Here is a 19,231-nt window from a genome sequence, read left to right as displayed (position 1 = left end):
TCTTTTCAAACAAGAACATCACCGTTTTAGTCTTGATTTACAACTAACTATGAAATATAGAAAATACAGTTGTATGAAGTTCTTCATCCATTACACCAATCGTTCTTCCTAGGGAGATATATCAACAAGTTATAAAAATGTTATTTTAATGCGTAGCGTCTCGTTAACAATCTAGCAAACATATTTGCATCTATATCCGAAGAAATGAATACAAAGTAGGCTTTCATTGTCTGAGCAGTATATACTTCAAATAAGCGAAATTGGTATACAACTCAAAGATAGCATTCTAATGCTTTAGTTTACTACTTATTCACAACAAGTGAGCGGTAAAAAAAAATTTCGAAAGGTAATAATTCAATGTACAAATATTTTCTAATACCTTTACTACTGATAAGCCTCTTTAGTTTTGAACTTCAAGCAGATGAAAAAAATAATTTATCGCGTCGCGTAGAAGCGAAAATATTCGCATCTTTTCCTAAGATGGAAATATCACCACAAATATGTACTTTAAATGGTATTGATATCAAAAACCGAAAAAACATTAAGCCTGGTGAATATAAACTAAGAATTAAGCACGCAGGCAATATTTCAATAACAACAACTATTGAAATATTGCCTTCAAACCAACCATATATAATTTCTCACATATTAAATCCAAAAGATGTGAAATTTAAACTCGAAATTACTTACGATATAGAACCAGAAAACAAAAAACAATCATATATATGCCGCGTAAAAAACGAGACATCTTCTGGTATAAAAGTAGTTGATGGTCAAAAAATAAAGCTAGAGAGTTATCTATTTGAGGTTTTTCAATCTGGTTATCAAGTTGCAACTAAACGCGTTGTTATTATGCCCAGTGAAAATCCGTACGTATTAAAATGTCACTAAATCTGTGGAATTAATTGGACAAAAGTCATTTTTCTTTGCCGCTTTTTTATTTTGAAGCGTTTTACAAAGTAAAAGCATCTTTGATGCTTTAAAAAACCTCATAAATAAAAGACTTTATATAAATATAAAAAACATGTCTTATTTACTCCCTTATTTAGACAAAACTGAAAGGACAAAATGCTACTACGAAAAATTATATTTGCGGTACTGATGTTGTTGATTTGTGCTGAAGCATTATATTTGTATCAACAACAAGCAACCCTACAGTCACTCGAAAAACAAAAAATACAACAATCAAAATGAGGGAGGAGGTTTTGGAAACCAAAAAGAAAAAACTATTCTATGATGTTACTATCAGCATAGGTTTGATTTTTTATATTTGTTTAACAACGTTAATATTCATCAATCATAAGAGAATTGTGCAGTTGAGAAAGCAAATAGAAAACGTAGATAATTCTTCAAAAAATATAGCACCTAGAAAACAGAAAAATATATCCTCACAGAAAAAACAACAGCATTTGCAAAAAAATATCAAAAATAGCGATGTTGTAGGGCATTTAAAACTAGGTGTAGATTTTATGGGCAAAGTGGGCAGTGAGAAAGAAGCGATTAAACACTTTAAAAAAGTATTGCAAGCTGATCCAGACAACAAGAATAAAAAAACATCGAGCAGTGGCTCATTACTTTGAAAAAGCGTAACAAAAAAAATCAATCGCAGCTCGCGAAAAATTTACAAAACCTAACCAAGTTTATAAAAGAAAATCCTCAACATTATTCTGTAGGTTTAAAGAAAAAGCAGATAGAAATAATAAAAACGCAATTAGAGGAACAATAGTGAATAAATATTTAGCATTATTTTGAGCAATGTTGCTTTTTATAGTACCAACATTTGCACAAAAAGAGTGGAAAGGTGAAACCCAAGACTTTGCCACCCCAGATATCCAGAAAAAGCAAGTGTTCTTTACCGGAGACAACACTACAGTAGCCACAGTAGAACAAAGTGGTAGTGCTGGTTTCGTAATCTTCGATGGAACAAATTTCGGTAACTTTAACTTTTTGTCACCGATAACAGACGCTAAAGTATTCTCCAAAAAAAGTAGCTCAGGAGAAATAACCGCAATAGTGCAAGGTGGTAACATAACCTCACTATTTCAATTTGAAAATGGTAACTTTGTTTCCCAAGGTAATATTCCAGTAATGAGTGGAGACATAGAAGTAAAGAATATTGAAATAACAAGCACTGGTAACGGTGTTGTTATATACAAAAAATTCGATACAAACTCAGGGAAAGATCAGCTATTTGCCGCATCTGGCCCAATTGATGATTCTGCAAATTGGCAAGAATCGTCTCCTATCGGAGATGCGAGCCTTGACCTGCTTTCCTCTTTCAATGTTAATTTAGAAACAAATGGCGATGGATCTATTGCCGCTGTATTTAAACAAAAAGACTCCGGTGGCAATGATCGCTTACAAGGGCAAGTGTCTTTTGACGGAGGAGTCACTTGGATTGGTGGACCTGTTGATGTAGGTGTAGGATCTGTATTAACATACCGTTTATCGCAAGATGGAAAAGCCATTATTTTTGGGCAACAAGGAACAGATGGGAGTCTGACACCAGTTCCTTAATGTGGTATACTGTGACTCTAGCAGTCTCTATACAATTGATGCAGAAAGTTTGGCGAAATATCAATTAAAGTGTTGATTATGATATTAAAAATTTAAACTTAAACTTAAGTATTTATGTTAAAAAGGGATATGGCATGGAATCTATTTCTATTATACTTTTAATTTGTATTTGTTCCCTTTTGTCTGCAACTTCATGTGACAAAGATACTAATAAAAAAGGTATGCAAATGAAACAATCATCAGAAGTAATAAATGAGGCCTTTACCCTAACTAAGCAAGGAAAATATTCCCAGGCTATTATTATTTTGAAAAATCAACTGAAAAAAGAAAGTGATAATTTAAAAAAAATAAAACTTTGTTTTTTTATTGGTGATATACATGGAGAAATGGAACAAGAAGATAAAGCCATAAGCTACTACCGAAGAGTTCTCCAAATAGACCCTAAAAATGCATTGGCTTATTTTGAGATAGGACAACTCTTTAAACGAATAGGTTCTTTGGAAAAAGCGATAGATGCTTTTAAGAAAAGTTATGAGTTAGGTTACAATAAGCATGACGAAGTATTAGCAAATATTGCTTTTTGTTATAAAGCCCTTGCTGATACTAATAGACAAGATCCTGAGAAATGTGAAAGGTATGCAAATTTAGCACTAAAAGGCTATATGGAGGTACTGAAGATAAATGAAAACAATAAATCTGTATTGATGAATTCGTCTGATTTGCTGTTTAATTTTGGTAACTATGATAAAGCATTAGAGGGTTACACTAAACTGTCTAAATTGATGCCTAAAAACCCAATGCTTTTTACACGAATGGGTCATACTTTACATGTTCTTGGAAAAAACAAAGAAGCTGTTAAAACTTTGAAACATGCAATAAATCTACTTCCTGAGCTAATAAAAGATATAGAGGAATCAACAGAAGCAACAAAACATGATTTGTCATATGCAAAAGCAATGTTTATCACAGGTAAAGTTAGCGCAAATTTATATCTTGCTGAAACTTTTCGAGCAATGGGAGAATTAGAAAATGCAAGAAAAAGGTACCACACAGTTGTTAGTTTAGCAAAACAACATGGAAATGATTTTGCTCAAATGGAAGCATGGAAAAACAGGGCATTAGATATTTTAAAGGAACTGGAAAATAAGTGATTCTCATAATAATGTGCAGATAATGTGCAGAGTGACTGACTGATAATAATGTACAGAGTGATTGACTACTGACTATAGTCTGAAACTGGATCTAAGTTTATCGATAGTCGCTGGAAATATCATGATGGCTTTATACACTTATGTAATAACCCCGATTTACCCGATTTTATTGAATCAACAGTTGAGTATGATATACTTAATAATCCGATCAAAGTAACACAGCGTGTTGACAACAACAAGATTCTCACCACGGAAATGCGTTACGATGAAAACGAAAATTTGGTAGAAGTAAAAAGTCCTCTAGCAGTATCAGGAGCAGATGCAAATAATATTACTCGTACGCTCTACGATGAACGCGATTTAGTCATTGCTACCATATCATCGCCTGGAGCAGCGATAGAGAGCAAATCAACAACAGAAATTGACGCAAATGGTAATGTACTGCAAGTTGCTGATGCTGAAGATACAGATGGAGATGGTGAACGCGAAAAAACGCTTTTCAAATACGATAGATTTGATCGTTTAGTAGAAACAACAACATCTACAGGAGAAGTTGTTCAACAAAAATATGATCCAGCATCTAATGTAATTGAATCATCTATATTTGGAACTGTTAGTGGTCTTAGCCGCACAGCTAATTCTACAACTGGTAACACTCTTTTAAGTCGTACACACGCATTTTACGACGAGCTTTCGCGTGTATTTAAACAGGAAGCGGAATTGTTTGTCTCGACAGGAATCACAACCGTAAGACCTGTAGTATTAAATGGAACAGATGGGAGTCTGACACGAATGTCATTCTTTTGTATACAATCGAAAAAATTTATCCGGTGATTGGAAAGTTAGATTTTTTTTCAATGAAGATGGTGGTTTTAGAAATAAAACATGCTCTGAAAAATTCACAGTGACAGATGAAACCCCTTCCAGTCTGACTTTTGAACAAAGTGAGTTAGAAGACTTTATAGTTTTTGGTGCTGGAAAAGAAACATCATTATTTGGCTTTACTACATTAGGCTTAACAGATGGAGGAGGAGGTGGAAGTAGCTTTGAAAGTTCTGCCCTAAATCCTGGTATTAAAAAATCCAATATCAAAAAATTTCGAAATTATAAAACGGAAAAATTTGCTAAGCGCGATAACTTAAACAAATCACAAGGAACAAGTCGTTTTCATATTTCTAAAAGCGCTGCTAGCCCTATACCCGAAGAATCGCTCCCTTTGAAATTTGTAGGAAGTTTCGACAATCCAATATGGGGATCTGTTTTTTTTGGCGATGATTTGGATATTACTTTCTTTGTAGAAGATGGTAAAGTTATTGTTAGAGGAGAACTTTTTGGTTTTCTTCCTTTTGCTCCAGTATTCTTCGAAGCAGAAGTTCAAATCCAAGGCGGTAGCGATGCAACAATAGAAGAAAACGATTGTTCTCTCGTCAACAGAGAATTGGCGTATAACTTTCTATCTATAAGTGCAAACAAAATACAAAATTTAATAAACAGCACAGCTGGTTCACCAGGAAACACCTCATGCGATTCAGGTTGCTCTAACTCTCCAGGTATTTCTAAATGTCCTTCACCAGCAGGAGCACAACTTGGTGACCCTGTAGCACTCAACAATTTAGAGATGATATGTTCAAATATCGATTTACAAATAGCTGGACGTGGTATTGATTATCGTTTTGAAAGATACTATAAATCACGCGTAAATTTTAACGGCCCAATCGGACAAAATTGGGATCACAATTACAATATGCGTCTTATTCAAAATCCAGGAATAGCAACAGAAGTTATTCTCTACCATCGTATGCGTGGTGACATTTATACAGTTCTTTCTGACGGTAGTATTCTTTCACCAGAAACACATTTTAATAAAATAGTAAAGGACGACGCTGGCTTTTTCTTTTTGCGAGAACCAAATGGAACCATTTATAAATTTTTTCCATTTGATGATCCACAAAAGCGCGCTGGAAAACTAGCATCGATCACAACTCGCTGTGGCAACGCTTTGACCATGACTTATAACGACAAAGGTCTCTTAGATACGGTTTTCGATTCTTTATCAAGACCTATCAAACACGAATATGATGAGAATAACAGGCTTGTCAAAATCACAGATTTTATATCGCGCGAAGTTGTTTATTCATACAATAATCTAGGGCAGCTTATTTCAGTACGTTCTCCTGTAGTAGAAAACACGTCGAATGGCAACGATTTTCCAGATGGAAAACTTTACAAATATGTCTATTCATCAGGTTTTGATAACGAGGCCTTAAACCATAATTTATTGGAAATCATCGAACCTAACGAAACTGCCACAAACAATGAGGCAAGTGTCACAAATTTTTATGATGCAGACGATAGACTTTTTAAACAAGATTGGTCAGGAACAAATATCTCAGGCGTTGAAGCAGGAGGAACGGTTTTTTTCTCTAGAGAAGAAATAAACATTGAGGAAGCCCCTGATGACCTTGATTTACCAAGAGAAGTTGTAACAGTTACCGATAGGCGTGGAAATGTTACTATTCTTAGTTACAACATAAATAAAAATCTAATAAAAAAAGAAGTCAAAACAAGAGGGCTACGCGAAAACGATCCGGTCTCTTTCATAACAACAATGAAGTATAACGAAGCAGGCTTACAAACAGAAGTCATCGCACCATTACAAAACAGAGTAGTTACTGAGTACGATGAAAATAACAACAATGTATTTCAGCGCGGCAATCCAATTCGCGCCACTGTTTTTCCTGATGCAGTACGCGGAGCAGACCAAGATTTTCTAAAAGTTGAAATGGAGTATGAACCTGTATTCAACCAGCTGATTAGCTACACAGAACAACGCGAATTAACAGAAAATTTTGAACCGCAAAACGGTGGCCCTATAACAGAAGGAAGATATACATCGGAGTATATTCCTGACTATTTTGAAGGAAACCTTGATACCGTAGGATGCAGTTGTGGTTTTACACTAAGAGAATTAATTGAAAAATACAACATAGATATATCTTCGGTTGAAAACAAACTAGAACAAGGTGATTTAAACGAAGACTCGACGTTCAGTATTTGTGGGAATATGATTTTAGTTAAAGCTCCACTAGTAAATTTACGAAATGCAAGCCCTCAAGCTGCAGTTGAAGGAAGTACTGTTCAAAAAATAGAAACAAGAGTTTCTTATTCTCGTTACGGACAAATACTAAAAGCAGAAACAGCAGAAGGTGAAGTCACCGAGTATTTTTACTATCCTGAAAATGATCCTGATGGTGATGGCCTAAACGTACTAGACGGTCAAAACCATTTAGGAGAAGAATTTGATCCACAAGCAGGTTATCTAAAACAAGTGATTGTGGATAATGTTCATACCACAAGATACCGCGGTAATGCAGCACCAACGAAGCTTTCATCGACATTTGGGTATGATCGTGTTGGAAATACCATATTCGTAGTAAATCCAAGAGGTATACGCTCAGAATTTACTTATAACTCGCTCAATCAAATAGTAGAAACAAAATCAGCAGCTAATGTTAGTCAAGCAGCGGAAGATAATTTAACAGCTTTTGCTTACAAAACACGCTTGTTTTATGACAATAATAACAATGTTGTGCGTAGCGAAGTAGAATATCGCGATGGTAATAACCCCGATTTACCCGATTTTATTGAATCAACAGTTGAGTACGATATACTCAATAATCCGATCAAAGTAACACAGCGTGTTGACAACAACAAGATTCTCACCACGGAAATGCGTTACGATGAAAACGAAAATTTAATAGAAGTAAAAAGTCCTCTAGCAGTATCAGGAGCAGATGCAAATAATATTACTCGTACGCTCTACGATGAACGCGATTTAGTCATTGCTACCATATCATCGCCTGGAGCAGCGATAGAGAGCAAATCAACAACAGAAATTGACGCAAATGGCAATGTACTACAAGTTGCTGATGCTGAAGATACAGATGGAGATGGTGAACGCGAAAAAACACTTTTCAAATACGATGGATTTGATCGTTTAGTAGAAACAACAACATCTACAGGAGAAGTTGTTCAACAAAAATATGATCCAGCATCTAATGTAATTGAATCATCTATATTTGGAACTGTTAGTGGTCTTAGCCGCACAGCTAATTCTACAACTGGTAACACTCTTTTAAGTCGTACACACGCATTTTACGACGAGCTTTCGCGTGTATTTAAACAGGAAGCGGAATTGTTTGTCTCGACAGGAATCACAACCGTAAGACCTGTAGTATTAAATGACGATGATCTCTCCCCTGGTGACGGTCGCGTAACAAGCTTCGTAGAATATGACCGTAACTCGCGCACCACTTTTACTATTTCAGCAAGCCCAAATGGCGAAGAGATTAGTAGTGTAGAATATGATGGTGCCAGCCGAGTTATCCGCGCTGTAGACGCAGAAAATAACGAAGTTTCGAGCGTTTATGATAACAACAGCAATGTAATATCAATTACTTCAATAGAGAGGAATTCCTCTGGTCGCATAGATGAAGAATCGTTTACCAGTACAACTGTTTACGATGCCCTTGATCGCCCAATACTAGCCACTGATAATATCGGACAAACAAGTTATATTTTTTATGATAGCCGTAATTTAACTATAAGAACTGCGGACGCTCAAGGTCCTGAAAATAGTGGAACAAATGATCTTGGTAATATAAGTGAGATTATCCATGATGGTTTAGGGCGAGTAATTCAAACCACCCAAGAAATCACTGTTGACGGCGATGGTGGTAGTCCTCTAGACTTGTCAAATCCAAGTAACAATGACGGTAAAATTACCGAAACAAATATTTGGGATGATAACTCGCGTTTAACTTCTGTACAAGACGACAATGGAAATACCACTACTTACGAGTACGATTCCCTAAATCGTTTAATAAGAACAATCTTTGCCGATGGCAAATTTACCCAAACTAAATATGCAAAAGATCACAACGTTCTCGAATACATAGACAACAATGGATCTGTTTGTACCTATATTTATGACGGTAGTAATCGCATAATTCAAAAAAATATTGCGAGATCTACAACAAATAATATAGCAGGAACAACTCAGCAAACTTTTGAATACGACGGTTTGTCGCGCTTAATCAAGGCAATAGATAACAATGATCCTAACAATGCTGAAGATGATAGTATTGTTGAAAGACGTTATGATTCGTTAAGTCGCATGCTGGAAGAAAAGCAAAACGGACACGTAGTTTCAATGAACTGGCGCGAAGAAGGTGATCTAGCGGAGTGCATTTATCCAAACAATCGTAAAATCACTTACAGTTATGACAAAATAGATCGCGTAAAAAATATTTCTGACGCGAATGATACAACACCTATCGCAGCGTATGATTATATTGGAAGCCGCGTAATTGAGCGTGTTTATAAAAATGGTACAAAGCTGACCATGTTAAACGACTCAGGCAATGAAAACGTTGGCTATGATAATCTCCCGCGCTTAACTCAGTTACGTCACATAGGTGCAAATAATGAGTTAATTCAAGGTTATAAATATAATTACAATCGCGTAAATTTCAAAACGCAAAAACAAAACCTACGTTTTGCAAATCTAAGTGAAAAATATCAACTAGATTCCTTGTACCGCGTAGTAGACTTTAAGCGCGGAGAAATTACCAACAACGATATTACAACATCAACTCAAAGTCAAAGTTGGCAACTAGACGGAGTTGGAAACTGGGCAAACACCACAATTGATGGTGAGGTTCAAACGCAAACCATTAATGAAATGAATGAATACGGCTTAATTGCGGGTAACTTACAAGTTTTTGACGACAACGGGAATCTAACCGACGACAGTGAAAAACTATTCACCTACGACGCCCTAAACCGTATAACTCAAATCACAAATAAAGCTGACAATGAACTAATCGCCACCTACAAATACGACTTTGCCAACAGACGCATCCAAAAAGAATTCACCCGCACCACCGAAACAGAAGGTAGTGGCGGCGGACAACAATACACAGCAGATGCCGACACCGTAGCTCTATATCACTACAATGAAACCTCTGGCAAGGTCCTAGACAGCTCAGGTAATAATAACCACGCACGCGCACCAAGATTCAAGAGAAAACGCAGCGTAGATGGCCTCTTTGGTACCAAAGCCGTGAAACTAAAAGGCGCACCAATTCACGTAAAGCCGTCAACTAGCCTAAACACTATTAAAGACAAACTAACCCTAGAAACCTTCGTCTATATAGACGAAAATAAATGGCGCTTTTGTAAAACTGGTTCGCTAATACACCGCTTAGGAGGCTACCGTCTATCCGTAGATCGCAAAACCAAAAAAGCATGCTTTTCTCTAGTGACGAAGCAACAACAGAAAAAAAATAAACACCGTCGTTATCGCCGCAGAGGTCATAATAAACATAGAGGCTTCAAAAAAGCCTTTGGCAATATCTGTAGTGACAACGCGCTTCCACTAAACGAGTGGGTACACATCGCCGCCGTTTACGACGGTGAGAATATGACGCTCTATATCAATTGTGAAAAGCAAAGCCAAGAAAAGCAAATAACCGGAAATGTACATCCGTGTTCTACGCCGCTGTTCTTAGGTGGACTTGGCTTTTTTGGACAGCTAGAAGAAACACGCATCTCTAAAGTAGCACGCAGTGAATTCAACTGCGATCCAAACAGCGGAGGTGAACCTGAAACGGAATTAACTCAGATTCGGCGCAAGTTTCTATACAGCGACTGGCGCGTAATCGAAGAACACGAACAACGAGCCGAAGTTGGACAAGCGTTCGGACAAGAAGTCGTTTCGCGGCAGTTTGTTGACGGTTTGGGCATTGATGAGCATTTACAAATGCTGGTGTTTAACGAAGATGGAACCGCTGTCGAAGATGAGAGGTATTTTCATGAAAACCATCGTGGGGATACAGTTGCACTTTCTGACGAAAATGGCGATGTGCTTCATCTTTTTGAGTATACTTCTTATGGCAAGATCTTTGAGATAAACGAAAATAGCGAGCTGGAGGAGTTTAGTGATTTTGATTTGCTGGTTTATGGTTTTCACGGACGTAGAGTAGATGAAGAAACCAATGGATTAATGTACTTCCGAAATCGTTATTACAGCTCTGAGTTTGGTCGTTTTTTGCAACGAGATAGTCTTGGATATGTCGACTCCATGGGGCTTTATGAGGCTTTTGGTGGAAACCCTTATTCTTATAGTGATGCTTTTGGAAAAAATAAAGAAATTATAAAACTTTTTGGCAAAGATTTCTTAAAGAAGTGGGGTTTAGAAAAAGCTCAAGAAAAAGCAAAGCAACTTTTAGAGAACAAGATCAACATACTCATAGAATCAACCTCTCTAAAAGAGAGTATCTTTAATGTTATAAAAAAAGAAGAACGAAAACTAAGGAGTGAGGAGAAAAGAAGTTCTTTCATGAAAGTCATGGATTATTTGGCAGAACGTACTCCTGCAGGTTCAGCATTAAAAATTTACAAAACAAGAAAGAAAGCTCAAAGATACATAAATTTATACTCTAAACTATCTGGTTTAACTGATTCTTTGACTGGTTTTTATGACAATGCAAAAGCAGTCGTTGATTTTTTTGGTGATCCCACTACTGCTAAGGTGATAATTGATGCTATGATGCAAGCTAAATTAGATACTTTTAAGAAAGCAGGTAATAATCGAGAGTGCGGAGCTGCATCTGAGTTTGTAAATTTATTTCCAAATAAAAATTCAGTTCCACCTAAAAACAGAAAGTTCTTCAAAAATAAAGAAAATATAATTTTTCAAAATATTGCTAAAATGGGCTACAGTTTTAAACCGCGATATACCGACCAAGGAGGGCATGTTGCAGCAGAAATTAAACATCGCAGTGGGAAAAAAATTATTGTTGATTTCACAGCACCTCTCCACGGAGGAAGATATGTTTATTCCGATGAAAAAAGTTATTTAAAATTTTTGGACTACAAACGTAGTCGAAGAAAATAAATTAACAAATAAATATTGGGTTACTTGTATAGGAATACAATTTGAATCTTTTTTTCAATAAAGTTTTAAAAGACGTTTGTAGCAATATATCTTATAAAGCATGTACGTTTTATCTTGATAAAGACAGTCGATATTCTATTGAAAATTCACACTTTACTAATTGCAGTTTTAGAGGAGAAGCACATTTTATTAACTTAGAAGGATGTTCTTTTTCCAATTGTGGATTTTCAAAAGTTATCATGGATTTGAGTAACCAGTCATTGTACAAAGTACCCAATTATGTTTTTGATCTAACTTTTATAGATGACTTACATTTGTACGAAAATCAACTTGAATCTATATCTCCATCTCTAAAAAAAATAGAAAGACTTAATAAATTGGTATTGCTTAGGAATAGAATATCTAACTTTCCTGAAACAATAACAAAATTGAGCTCACTTTCTCATTTAAACTTATGTGGAAATGAAATAGAAACTATTCCAAAAAACATTAGCAACCTTAAGAATTTAACCGATCTATATCTAAGGTGGAATAAAATAAACAAACTTCCAAAAGAAATTGGTAAACTTCAAAATTTAAGAGAGCTAGACCTAGAAGGAAACCCAATAACTAGAAGACAACAAAGATATATACGTCGTCTTTTACCAAATTGCAATATATACTTTGGATAATGTAATTAAAATTGGGTAGAAAATGTACATACAGACATTCATATTACAAATTTAGATCTTTTAGTACCAGAGTTAGCCAAAATAAAAAGCGTGCAGTTTTTGCACGCTTTTTTCGTTATTCAAACCAATCCTATTTTTTCCCTAATCTCATTAATAGCATTCCAAATTTTTTGATTTTCATCTTCTTTTTTTGGCTTTGGATAACCAAACAACTCTTCAACAATATCGAGCTTTTTAGCCAATAAAATTAAAACATGCGCAGGAGGAGAGGTCTTATTTCTCTCCCAAGCAGATATAGCAGCAGGAGTAACATTGTATTCATTAGCAAGTTGTCGTTGAGAGATATTTTGATTTATCCTACCTTCTCTTATTATCTTTCCGATATTTATTTTTTCCATAGCAGCACCAAACAAATAATTTATATTTATCAATTTATTGTTGACTACAGTAAATCATATGTTACCATAAAACAATAATTTGTTTACATAATTCAATTTTAAATTGTCACACAGGCAAAAAATAAACCTTTTCAATCTGAAGTATCTTGGCGGATCACAGAAAGAAAAGGTTCTTAAACAAGGAGCAAAGGAAATGTCAGAGACATTAACCACTTGCGACCTTTGGCTAGGAGGCTACATTCTGAGTGAATCAGACGCCGAGCTAAAGGACGTACAAGTATCATTTGAAGGAAGAGAAAGTATCCTTTTTAGTATAAAAGGAGAAGATCTAAATGAGTTAGCAAAGTCATATTACAAGCAGGAAGCGTTAGCAAATGTAATAGAATTACGAGCGAAGCTCAATTTCCTTCGTGACATAATATTCGAATCCCGTAGACAAAGAAAATTAGGGAGATAGAGATATGTCAGAGATAAAGAAATTATACAGCAAAAAAGATAAAAAATCAACAAAAAGTTTAGTTACGAAAAGAGAGAACCGTAGAAAAGCAGCATTAAGTGCTTTTAGAATACAAGAGCTTCTGCAACATTTGAAATTACAACAGAACAACAAAACTCTTTGTCCAAAATGTAAAGAAGTGCAAACTCTTGAGATAAAAAAACGCGAGTTCAAATGCAAATCTTGCAAACAAAAAGGCCACACAATAAAACTGGTAAAACTTGCGTTAGGTATTTCTGATTGGAAAGCAATTGCTTACATTGAAAGCCTAGCAAAAGAAAAAGTTACCAAGCTAACGCCAAAAATAACAACAAAACCAATCCCAAAAACAAACATCCCCATTCTATCAAACAACAAAAATCGCATAGAAAAAATTTAAAAAAAAGGGGGACAGACCTTATCGCAGAGACAAACTTATACAAAGAAATGTTAAAAAAAAGGGGGACAGACCTTATCGCAGAGACAAACTTATACAAAGAAATGAAGGTTTTGTTTTAATTCTAGTGCCAGACCACTGAAAGTAAAATGTACTCATTTATTTTAAAGTTAATAATGACGAATAAGAAACATCATGCAAGTCTTTCTATTTCAAAGAGTTAAATTCTAGTGCCAGACTCAATACCCGACAACGTTAAGGGTCTTATTCTACAATTATTTACAAGAAATATTGCGTTAGGCTTAATACGATTATTTCTGAAAAAAATATGTATTAATATTAAATTTTCGAACTTATAGGTGAAATTTTGGAATTGTGATAAAAAAAGTATTTGAAATAAAAGACTGTTGTACGGAAAAAATTGCAATTAAGGCAAGTAAGTGTGAAGTGTTTTTCTCACTTGAGAAATGAAGGCAGACTTTGGTTGTAGTCGATTCCTATCGTTATAAAAATCTAAATATCGGGTATTGAATTTAAACTGGATTTAGGTTTTAAATCTTCTCAAACAAGATGTACTCTGATCTAAAGTGCAGCATTTACGTTTTTGGTAGTATTTATGAGAGGTATATTTACTAATAACATCTTTTATAAAAGACTCTGAGCCAAAAATTAAACCATATGTCATTTGAGGTTTTTTGGTAAGTAACCCTCTCTCTTTCATTCTTTCCTCCATCATTTCAATGTACTTTTTTTGCCTTTGCTTCATGGTTTTACCAAGGTTCATATAAATTTCATGATAGTCAACATCGATAAGCCCTTCACCTGTTGTGTGCCGATTGTAGCTACTCCATTTCCACTCTTTTGGATGTTTGGTAACGTTGTTCCTTGTCATGTTAAGTTCAATGTAAAATATGCAATTAAGTAGCTGAGTCTCCGAGTCAATAATTGTTGAATAAAACCTTCCGCCCCAAAAATGCCCTGTACGCTTGTGTCTACGGTTATAGTTTTTTGCGTATTCACCATTGATAAACTGCATCAATCAATTCTAGTGCCAGACTCAATACCCGACAACGTTAAGGGTCTTATTCTACAATTATTTACAAGAAATATTGCGATAGGCTTAATACGATTATTTCTGAAAAAAATATGTATTAATATTAAATTTTCGAACTTATAGGTGAAATTTTGGAATTGTGATAAAAAAAGTATTTGAAATAAAAGACTGTTGTACGGAAAAAATTGCAATTAAAGCAAGTAAGTGTGAAGTGTTTTTCTCACTTGAGAAATGAAGGCAGACTTTGGTTGTAGTCGATTCCTATCGTTATAAAAATCTAAATATCAAGTATTGAATTTAAACTGGATTTAGGTTTTAAATCTTCTCAAACAAGATGTACTCTGATCTAAAGTGCAGCATTTACGTTTTTGGTAGTATTTATGAGAGGTATATTTACTAATAACATCTTTTATAAAAGACTCTGAGCCAAAAATTAAACCATATGTCATTTGAGGTTTTTTGGTAAGTAACCCTCTCTCTTTCATTCTTTCCTCCATTATTTCAATGTACTTTTTTTGCCTTTGCTTCATGGTTTTACCAAGGTTCATATAAATTTCATGATAGTCAACATCGATAAGCCCTTCACCTGTTGTGTGCCGATTGTAGCTACTCCATTTCCACTCTTTTGGATGTTTGGTAACGTTGTTCCTTGTCATGTTAAGTTCAATGTAAAATATGCAATTAAGTAGCTGAGTCTCCGAGTCAATAATTGTTGAATAAAACCTTCCGCCCCAAAAATGCCCTGTACGCTTGTGTCTACGGTTATAGTTTTTTGCGTATTCACCATTGATAAACTGCATCAATCTGGATAAATTATCATCTGTAGGTGTCGATATTAGTAGATGGACGTGATTGCTGGTAATACAGTAAGCGTGTAGCTTAAAAGAGTATTTTTCGCGCGCTTTTTCTATGACTTTTAAGTATTCTATAAAATCCTCATCTTGTTGAAAATAAAAGTTCTTATTATTACACCTTGTTGTTATATGAAATAAACCGTTGACCATAGATATACGAATCGGACGCATTTGTTCTCCTTTGTAAAATGACTTTTGATCCTATCATTTTACCAATTCGTTCGACAAAACATCTTAATCTATGCCATTTATTAGATTGTAAGAATTTGCTATAAAACAACTTGTGTTATTTTTGCTTGAGTCTGACACATGTCAGACAGGAGACCAAACTCAAGTAAATGTTGATAAGAGGTAACATCATAATCTTGCAAAATATTGTATATGTGATAAAGGGAGTTTTGAATGAAAAAACTATTTATAGTCATTTTATTCTTACCATTACTTACTCAAGAATCTTCATCTTGGTTTTCTAAAGCAATTTGGCACAGAGAACGTTCAAATCATCTAAAGTCATGGGAATGTATCTCTAAAATTAAATATCCTAATATGTATGAAGAAGCTTTGATAGCTATTATGTTATATGAAGGTCACGCTGTAGAAAAAGATATAAAAAAGGCAACATCATTTTTAACCACTATTACACCAAAGTTGATAAAAAATAAAGATCCACTATCATACTATATTTTAGGCTTTGTTTATGGTTATGGTATAGGTGTTGAACGAAGTTTTGATAAATCACTCTATTATTATAAACAATCTGGCTTACAATGTTTTTTATTAGGTATTTTGGAGTACGAGTACAATAAATCAGATCTAAACACTATTATTGAGTTATATGAAAAGTGTGCAGAGCAACCACTTGCTATCTACAAGCTAGGAAAAATATACGAAAATGATCTAGAAAATAAAAAACAGGCTTTTTCTTTCTACGAGAAAGCAGCAAAACAGGGTTGCGGATTAGCAATGACAGCTTTAGGAGACATGTACAGAAAAGAAGAAACTATTTCTAATAGAGAAAAAAGTTTAATCTACTACAAAAAAGCTTCTGAACTAGGAGAGTATGACGCTTCAATAAAACTAGCTGAAATTTATAGTCATGGAAATATTGTTGCTCAAAACACTAACAAAGCTATTTTTTACTATAAAAAAGCGATTGCACAAGGTAGTTTAACAGCAATGATTATGCTTGGTAATGTTTATCGCTATAGTAAAGTAGTACAAAAAGATTTATACCAAGCCGAGTTATATTATCTTAAAGCTGCAGAAAAAGGATGTAGTAATGCAATGTACGATTTATTATATATGTACGACTCATTACCTGGACTGAATAAGTATGACCAACTAAATTGGTGTTTAAAAAAAATATCCATAGCAGTGTTTTATAAAGAACCTCATTTTGACAAGCCTAGAAGCTTCGAAAAGATAGTAAAAGCAAATATATTTTACAAACAAAAATTATATAAACAGGCAATCTCTTTATATAAAGAGGCATCTAAGGAAGGAAATAGTAGTGCAACTTACAGAGTTGGAACCATGTATTATTGTGGCCAAGGAGTTTCTGAAAATACAAAAAAAGCACTAGAATGGTTTTTAAAGGCAAGAGAACAAGGTAATGGCTATTGCTTGTACAGTTTAGCATATATGTACAAAATTGGTAAAGGAGTAAAAAAAGACGAGGATATGTTTTTGCACTTAAAACAAGAAGCTTATAATAGAATCTTTTTACTTAATGGTATTTATATGCCTCAGGACAATTTCCTAAGAGGAAAAACTAATAGTTTTAACATTGCTACGATTAAGTTGTTAAAAGAGCAAAGAAAAAATTGGATACCTCACGCACTGTGGAATCTTGCAGATATATACTCTTCAGAATATGGAACTTTAAAAGATAAAGAAATTATAAAGTTATACAATGAAGCTATAGAGTTAGGTAGTGAACATGCTATTATATTGTTATACGATTATTTAGAAAAATAGAGAATCAATTTCTACGATACAGGAAGAGGTCTTACAATGACTTTATCAATAGGCTTCGAATACTTGATCTCTCGCATATCCGCTATTTAGCTACATAGCTCTAGTTTTTACTATGAAAGGACTTTCACCTTTGAGATAATTGCGACTTTGCTGGGCGCTCTCTGGCACTTTTAAAAATCAAGTTACAACGGCAAATTCTTCATGGTAGATAGCAAGGACATTTGATGAAATTTACAGGAACAAATATTAAAAAATTCACCAAAATAATGATATTTTTTGTAGCGTTTTTGGGGACTTTATATTTATTTACTCAAACTGGATTTTACTATTGTTCTCAATGTTCTGCAATTATAGAAAAAAAATGTGTACGTGTGCTAGGACACACTATATTTTCAATGGATATAAGTATTAAACATACAAACTTAAGTAAATTTGTTAATAATAGTTTTAGTAAGCACAAACACTCTTGGGCTGTATATTTTTTTGAACCAAAATCTTTTCAAGATATAATAATTCATAAGCATTATGCTTTGGAAAAAAATGAAGCAATGGCAAGATACGTTCGTAATTTTAGTATTTTTTTTGGAGAAGAGCATACAAAAATTTTATTAAGTGTTATTTTAAAACGCAAAAATAATAATGAGTCTCTCATTATGTTTTTTCCATCTGAAAAAAGGCAAGTAAAACTATGGTGCAAAAATGCAGTTACGCTTTTCTTTATTGTAAAAAAAAATAAGAAAAATATAGATCCAAACGTTCTTTTTCTCGTTAACTTATATAAAAAGATAAGCTCATCTGAATGAAGATCTATTTACCCAATGCTGTAAAAATTTTTTCATTTTTGTTATTATTCCAGGGAAATAAACTATAGGTGTTCCTTTACAGTCTTTCAGTTCTGTTTTTACTGTCTTTACCACTCCATGAAGCTGTTTTTCTTTGTCAAAAAAAGAACAGCGTCATTTGCTCCATTAACGATTTTAAAACATTCACCACTTATCGCGTCTTATATTTGTACTGTTTTATCCTCAGAACCAGAAGCAATCTGTTTTCTATCGAGGCTATAGCACAAACTACGTACCCATTTCTTATGACCTTTTAGGAGAAGTAAACAGTTCCCATTCTTTATATCCCATATTCGTACGACTTTACCATATGCGCAAACAAGCTGTTTCCCGTCAGCGCTATATATTAAACTATGTACCCATCCTTCAGAACCTTCGAGGACAAGTAGACATTTCCCACTTATCGCGTCCCATATTCGTGCTGTTTTATCCTCAGAACTAGAAGCAAGTGTTTTCCATCAGGACTATAACTTATACTATTCACGGAACTTTTATGGCCTTTTAGAGTCAGTATGCATTCTCCACTAGACATGTCCCATACTCGCACTATTTTGTCACTAGATCCAGAGGCGATTGTTTTTCGGTCAGGGTTGTAACTAATGCAATTTATCTGTTTCTCATGACCTTTAAAGTTGAATAAACAGTTTCCTTTTTCTATATCCCACAATCGTAATGTTTTATCTCGAGAAAACGAAACAAGTGTCTCTCCATTAAGATGAGGTTGTTTTTTATAAAAGGTTTTGTTTACTCTTCAGTCTGACACTCGTTTCAAAATCCTTGGTAATAATTATCTCACCTCAGACATTGATTTTGTTTCCTGTCTGCTCACAGATAGGAAACAAGCAAAAATAAAAAATCGTACCATATATAAACTAGAGGTAAATCTCTACCTCTAGCTTTAGAGAAATATTTTGGTCGCTATTATCCATAGTTTT

The 19,231-nt window shown here is 34.4% G+C and carries 16 protein-coding genes and 1 pseudogene; 12 read left to right on the top strand and 5 right to left on the bottom strand.

Annotated elements, in window-relative coordinates:
• Positions 1-357: 357 nt before the first annotated feature.
• The 8 genes from UABHE_RS22575 (at position 358) to UABHE_RS22540 (ending at position 12,299) form a co-directional block, all read left to right on the top strand.
• Positions 358-891: a hypothetical protein gene (locus tag UABHE_RS22575; protein WP_372365557.1), complete on the top strand. Its 534-nt coding sequence runs from the start codon at positions 358-360 to the stop codon at positions 889-891.
• Positions 892-1,205: 314 nt separating this feature from the next.
• A complete protein-coding gene (locus UABHE_RS22570; RefSeq protein WP_372365556.1) occupies positions 1,206-1,580 on the top strand; it encodes a hypothetical protein in 375 nt (124 codons plus the stop codon).
• Entirely contained in the window at positions 1,577-1,726 is a 150-nt protein-coding gene (locus UABHE_RS22565) for a hypothetical protein (RefSeq protein ID WP_372365555.1), read from the top strand. The genes UABHE_RS22570 and UABHE_RS22565 overlap by 4 nt, the downstream gene beginning before the upstream one ends.
• 29 nt (positions 1,727-1,755) lie before the next feature.
• Positions 1,756-2,517: a hypothetical protein gene (locus UABHE_RS22560; protein WP_372365554.1), complete on the top strand. Its 762-nt coding sequence runs from the start codon at positions 1,756-1,758 to the stop codon at positions 2,515-2,517.
• 134 nt (positions 2,518-2,651) lie between these two features.
• Positions 2,652-3,668 (top strand): tetratricopeptide repeat protein, encoded by a 1,017-nt coding sequence (locus tag UABHE_RS22555; protein ID WP_372365553.1) that lies wholly within the window; start codon positions 2,652-2,654, stop codon positions 3,666-3,668.
• Positions 3,669-3,923: 255 nt separating this feature from the next.
• Positions 3,924-4,502 carry an RHS repeat domain-containing protein gene (locus UABHE_RS22550; RefSeq protein WP_372365552.1) on the top strand — a complete coding sequence of 193 codons (579 nt, stop codon included), beginning with the start codon at positions 3,924-3,926 and terminating at the stop codon, positions 4,500-4,502.
• Positions 4,503-4,572: 70 nt separating this feature from the next.
• Entirely contained in the window at positions 4,573-11,628 is a 7,056-nt protein-coding gene (locus tag UABHE_RS22545; protein ID WP_372365551.1) for an RHS repeat-associated core domain-containing protein, read from the top strand.
• Positions 11,629-11,669: 41 nt separating this feature from the next.
• Entirely contained in the window at positions 11,670-12,299 is a 630-nt protein-coding gene (locus UABHE_RS22540; RefSeq protein ID WP_372365550.1) for a leucine-rich repeat domain-containing protein, read from the top strand.
• 119 nt (positions 12,300-12,418) lie between these two features.
• Here the strand turns inward: UABHE_RS22540 and UABHE_RS22535 are convergent, their stop codons facing one another.
• On the bottom strand, positions 12,419-12,697 hold the full coding sequence (locus tag UABHE_RS22535; protein ID WP_372365549.1) for a helix-turn-helix domain-containing protein: 279 nt from the start codon (positions 12,695-12,697) through the stop codon (positions 12,419-12,421).
• Between the two features lie 193 nt (positions 12,698-12,890).
• On the opposite strand from UABHE_RS22535, the gene UABHE_RS22530 reads away from it, so the two are divergent.
• Both UABHE_RS22530 and UABHE_RS22525 read left to right on the top strand, forming a co-directional pair.
• Positions 12,891-13,154 carry a hypothetical protein gene (locus UABHE_RS22530; protein ID WP_372365548.1) on the top strand — a complete coding sequence of 88 codons (264 nt, stop codon included), beginning with the start codon at positions 12,891-12,893 and terminating at the stop codon, positions 13,152-13,154.
• Positions 13,155-13,158: 4 nt separating this feature from the next.
• Positions 13,159-13,572 (top strand): hypothetical protein, encoded by a 414-nt coding sequence (locus tag UABHE_RS22525; RefSeq protein WP_372365547.1) that lies wholly within the window; start codon positions 13,159-13,161, stop codon positions 13,570-13,572.
• 541 nt (positions 13,573-14,113) lie between these two features.
• Here the strand turns inward: UABHE_RS22525 and UABHE_RS22520 are convergent.
• Positions 14,114-14,605: a transposase gene (locus UABHE_RS22520; RefSeq protein ID WP_372365546.1), complete on the bottom strand. Its 492-nt coding sequence runs from the start codon at positions 14,603-14,605 to the stop codon at positions 14,114-14,116.
• Positions 14,606-14,931: 326 nt separating this feature from the next.
• Positions 14,932-15,648: a transposase gene (locus tag UABHE_RS22515; protein WP_372365545.1), complete on the bottom strand. Its 717-nt coding sequence runs from the start codon at positions 15,646-15,648 to the stop codon at positions 14,932-14,934.
• Between the two features lie 231 nt (positions 15,649-15,879).
• Between UABHE_RS22515 and UABHE_RS22510 the strand changes: the two genes are divergently transcribed.
• Both UABHE_RS22510 and UABHE_RS22505 read left to right on the top strand, forming a co-directional pair.
• Positions 15,880-17,454 (top strand): tetratricopeptide repeat protein, encoded by a 1,575-nt coding sequence (locus UABHE_RS22510; protein WP_372365544.1) that lies wholly within the window; start codon positions 15,880-15,882, stop codon positions 17,452-17,454.
• Between the two features lie 224 nt (positions 17,455-17,678).
• Positions 17,679-18,257 carry a hypothetical protein gene (locus UABHE_RS22505; protein WP_372365543.1) on the top strand — a complete coding sequence of 193 codons (579 nt, stop codon included), beginning with the start codon at positions 17,679-17,681 and terminating at the stop codon, positions 18,255-18,257.
• A 200-nt stretch (positions 18,258-18,457) separates the two neighbouring features.
• Here the strand turns inward: UABHE_RS22505 and UABHE_RS22500 are convergent.
• Positions 18,458-18,748, bottom strand: a pseudogene (locus UABHE_RS22500) (WD40 repeat domain-containing protein); the annotation flags it as partial.
• Positions 18,697-18,963 carry a WD40 repeat domain-containing protein gene (locus UABHE_RS22495; protein WP_372365542.1) on the bottom strand — a complete coding sequence of 89 codons (267 nt, stop codon included), beginning with the start codon at positions 18,961-18,963 and terminating at the stop codon, positions 18,697-18,699. The pseudogene UABHE_RS22500 and the gene UABHE_RS22495, both read right to left, overlap by 52 nt.
• Positions 18,964-19,231 lie beyond the last annotated feature (268 nt).

Origin of the sequence: Candidatus Uabimicrobium helgolandensis (assembly GCF_041508025.1) — a bacterium.
Taxonomy (GTDB): Bacteria; Planctomycetota; Uabimicrobiia; order Uabimicrobiales; family Uabimicrobiaceae; genus Uabimicrobium; species Uabimicrobium helgolandensis.
Note: the sequence above shows the minus strand (reverse complement) of the source record. Positions and strands in the feature narration are given on the sequence as shown.

Bases quoted from the DNA above. Each gene is read 5' to 3' on its own strand.
- UABHE_RS22575 (WP_372365557.1), top strand. From the start codon at position 358: ATGTACAAATATTTTCTAATACCTTTACTACTGATAAGCCTCTTTAGT.
- UABHE_RS22560 (WP_372365554.1), top strand. From the start codon at position 1,756: ATGTTGCTTTTTATAGTACCAACATTTGCACAAAAAGAGTGGAAAGGT.
- UABHE_RS22555 (WP_372365553.1), top strand. From the start codon at position 2,652: ATGGAATCTATTTCTATTATACTTTTAATTTGTATTTGTTCCCTTTTG.
- UABHE_RS22550 (WP_372365552.1), top strand. From the start codon at position 3,924: ATGCGTTACGATGAAAACGAAAATTTGGTAGAAGTAAAAAGTCCTCTA.
- UABHE_RS22535 (WP_372365549.1), bottom strand. From the start codon at position 12,697: ATGGAAAAAATAAATATCGGAAAGATAATAAGAGAAGGTAGGATAAAT.
- UABHE_RS22530 (WP_372365548.1), top strand. From the start codon at position 12,891: ATGTCAGAGACATTAACCACTTGCGACCTTTGGCTAGGAGGCTACATT.
- UABHE_RS22525 (WP_372365547.1), top strand. From the start codon at position 13,159: ATGTCAGAGATAAAGAAATTATACAGCAAAAAAGATAAAAAATCAACA.
- UABHE_RS22520 (WP_372365546.1), bottom strand. From the start codon at position 14,605: ATGCAGTTTATCAATGGTGAATACGCAAAAAACTATAACCGTAGACAC.
- UABHE_RS22515 (WP_372365545.1), bottom strand. From the start codon at position 15,648: ATGCGTCCGATTCGTATATCTATGGTCAACGGTTTATTTCATATAACA.
- UABHE_RS22510 (WP_372365544.1), top strand. From the start codon at position 15,880: ATGAAAAAACTATTTATAGTCATTTTATTCTTACCATTACTTACTCAA.
- UABHE_RS22505 (WP_372365543.1), top strand. From the start codon at position 17,679: ATGAAATTTACAGGAACAAATATTAAAAAATTCACCAAAATAATGATA.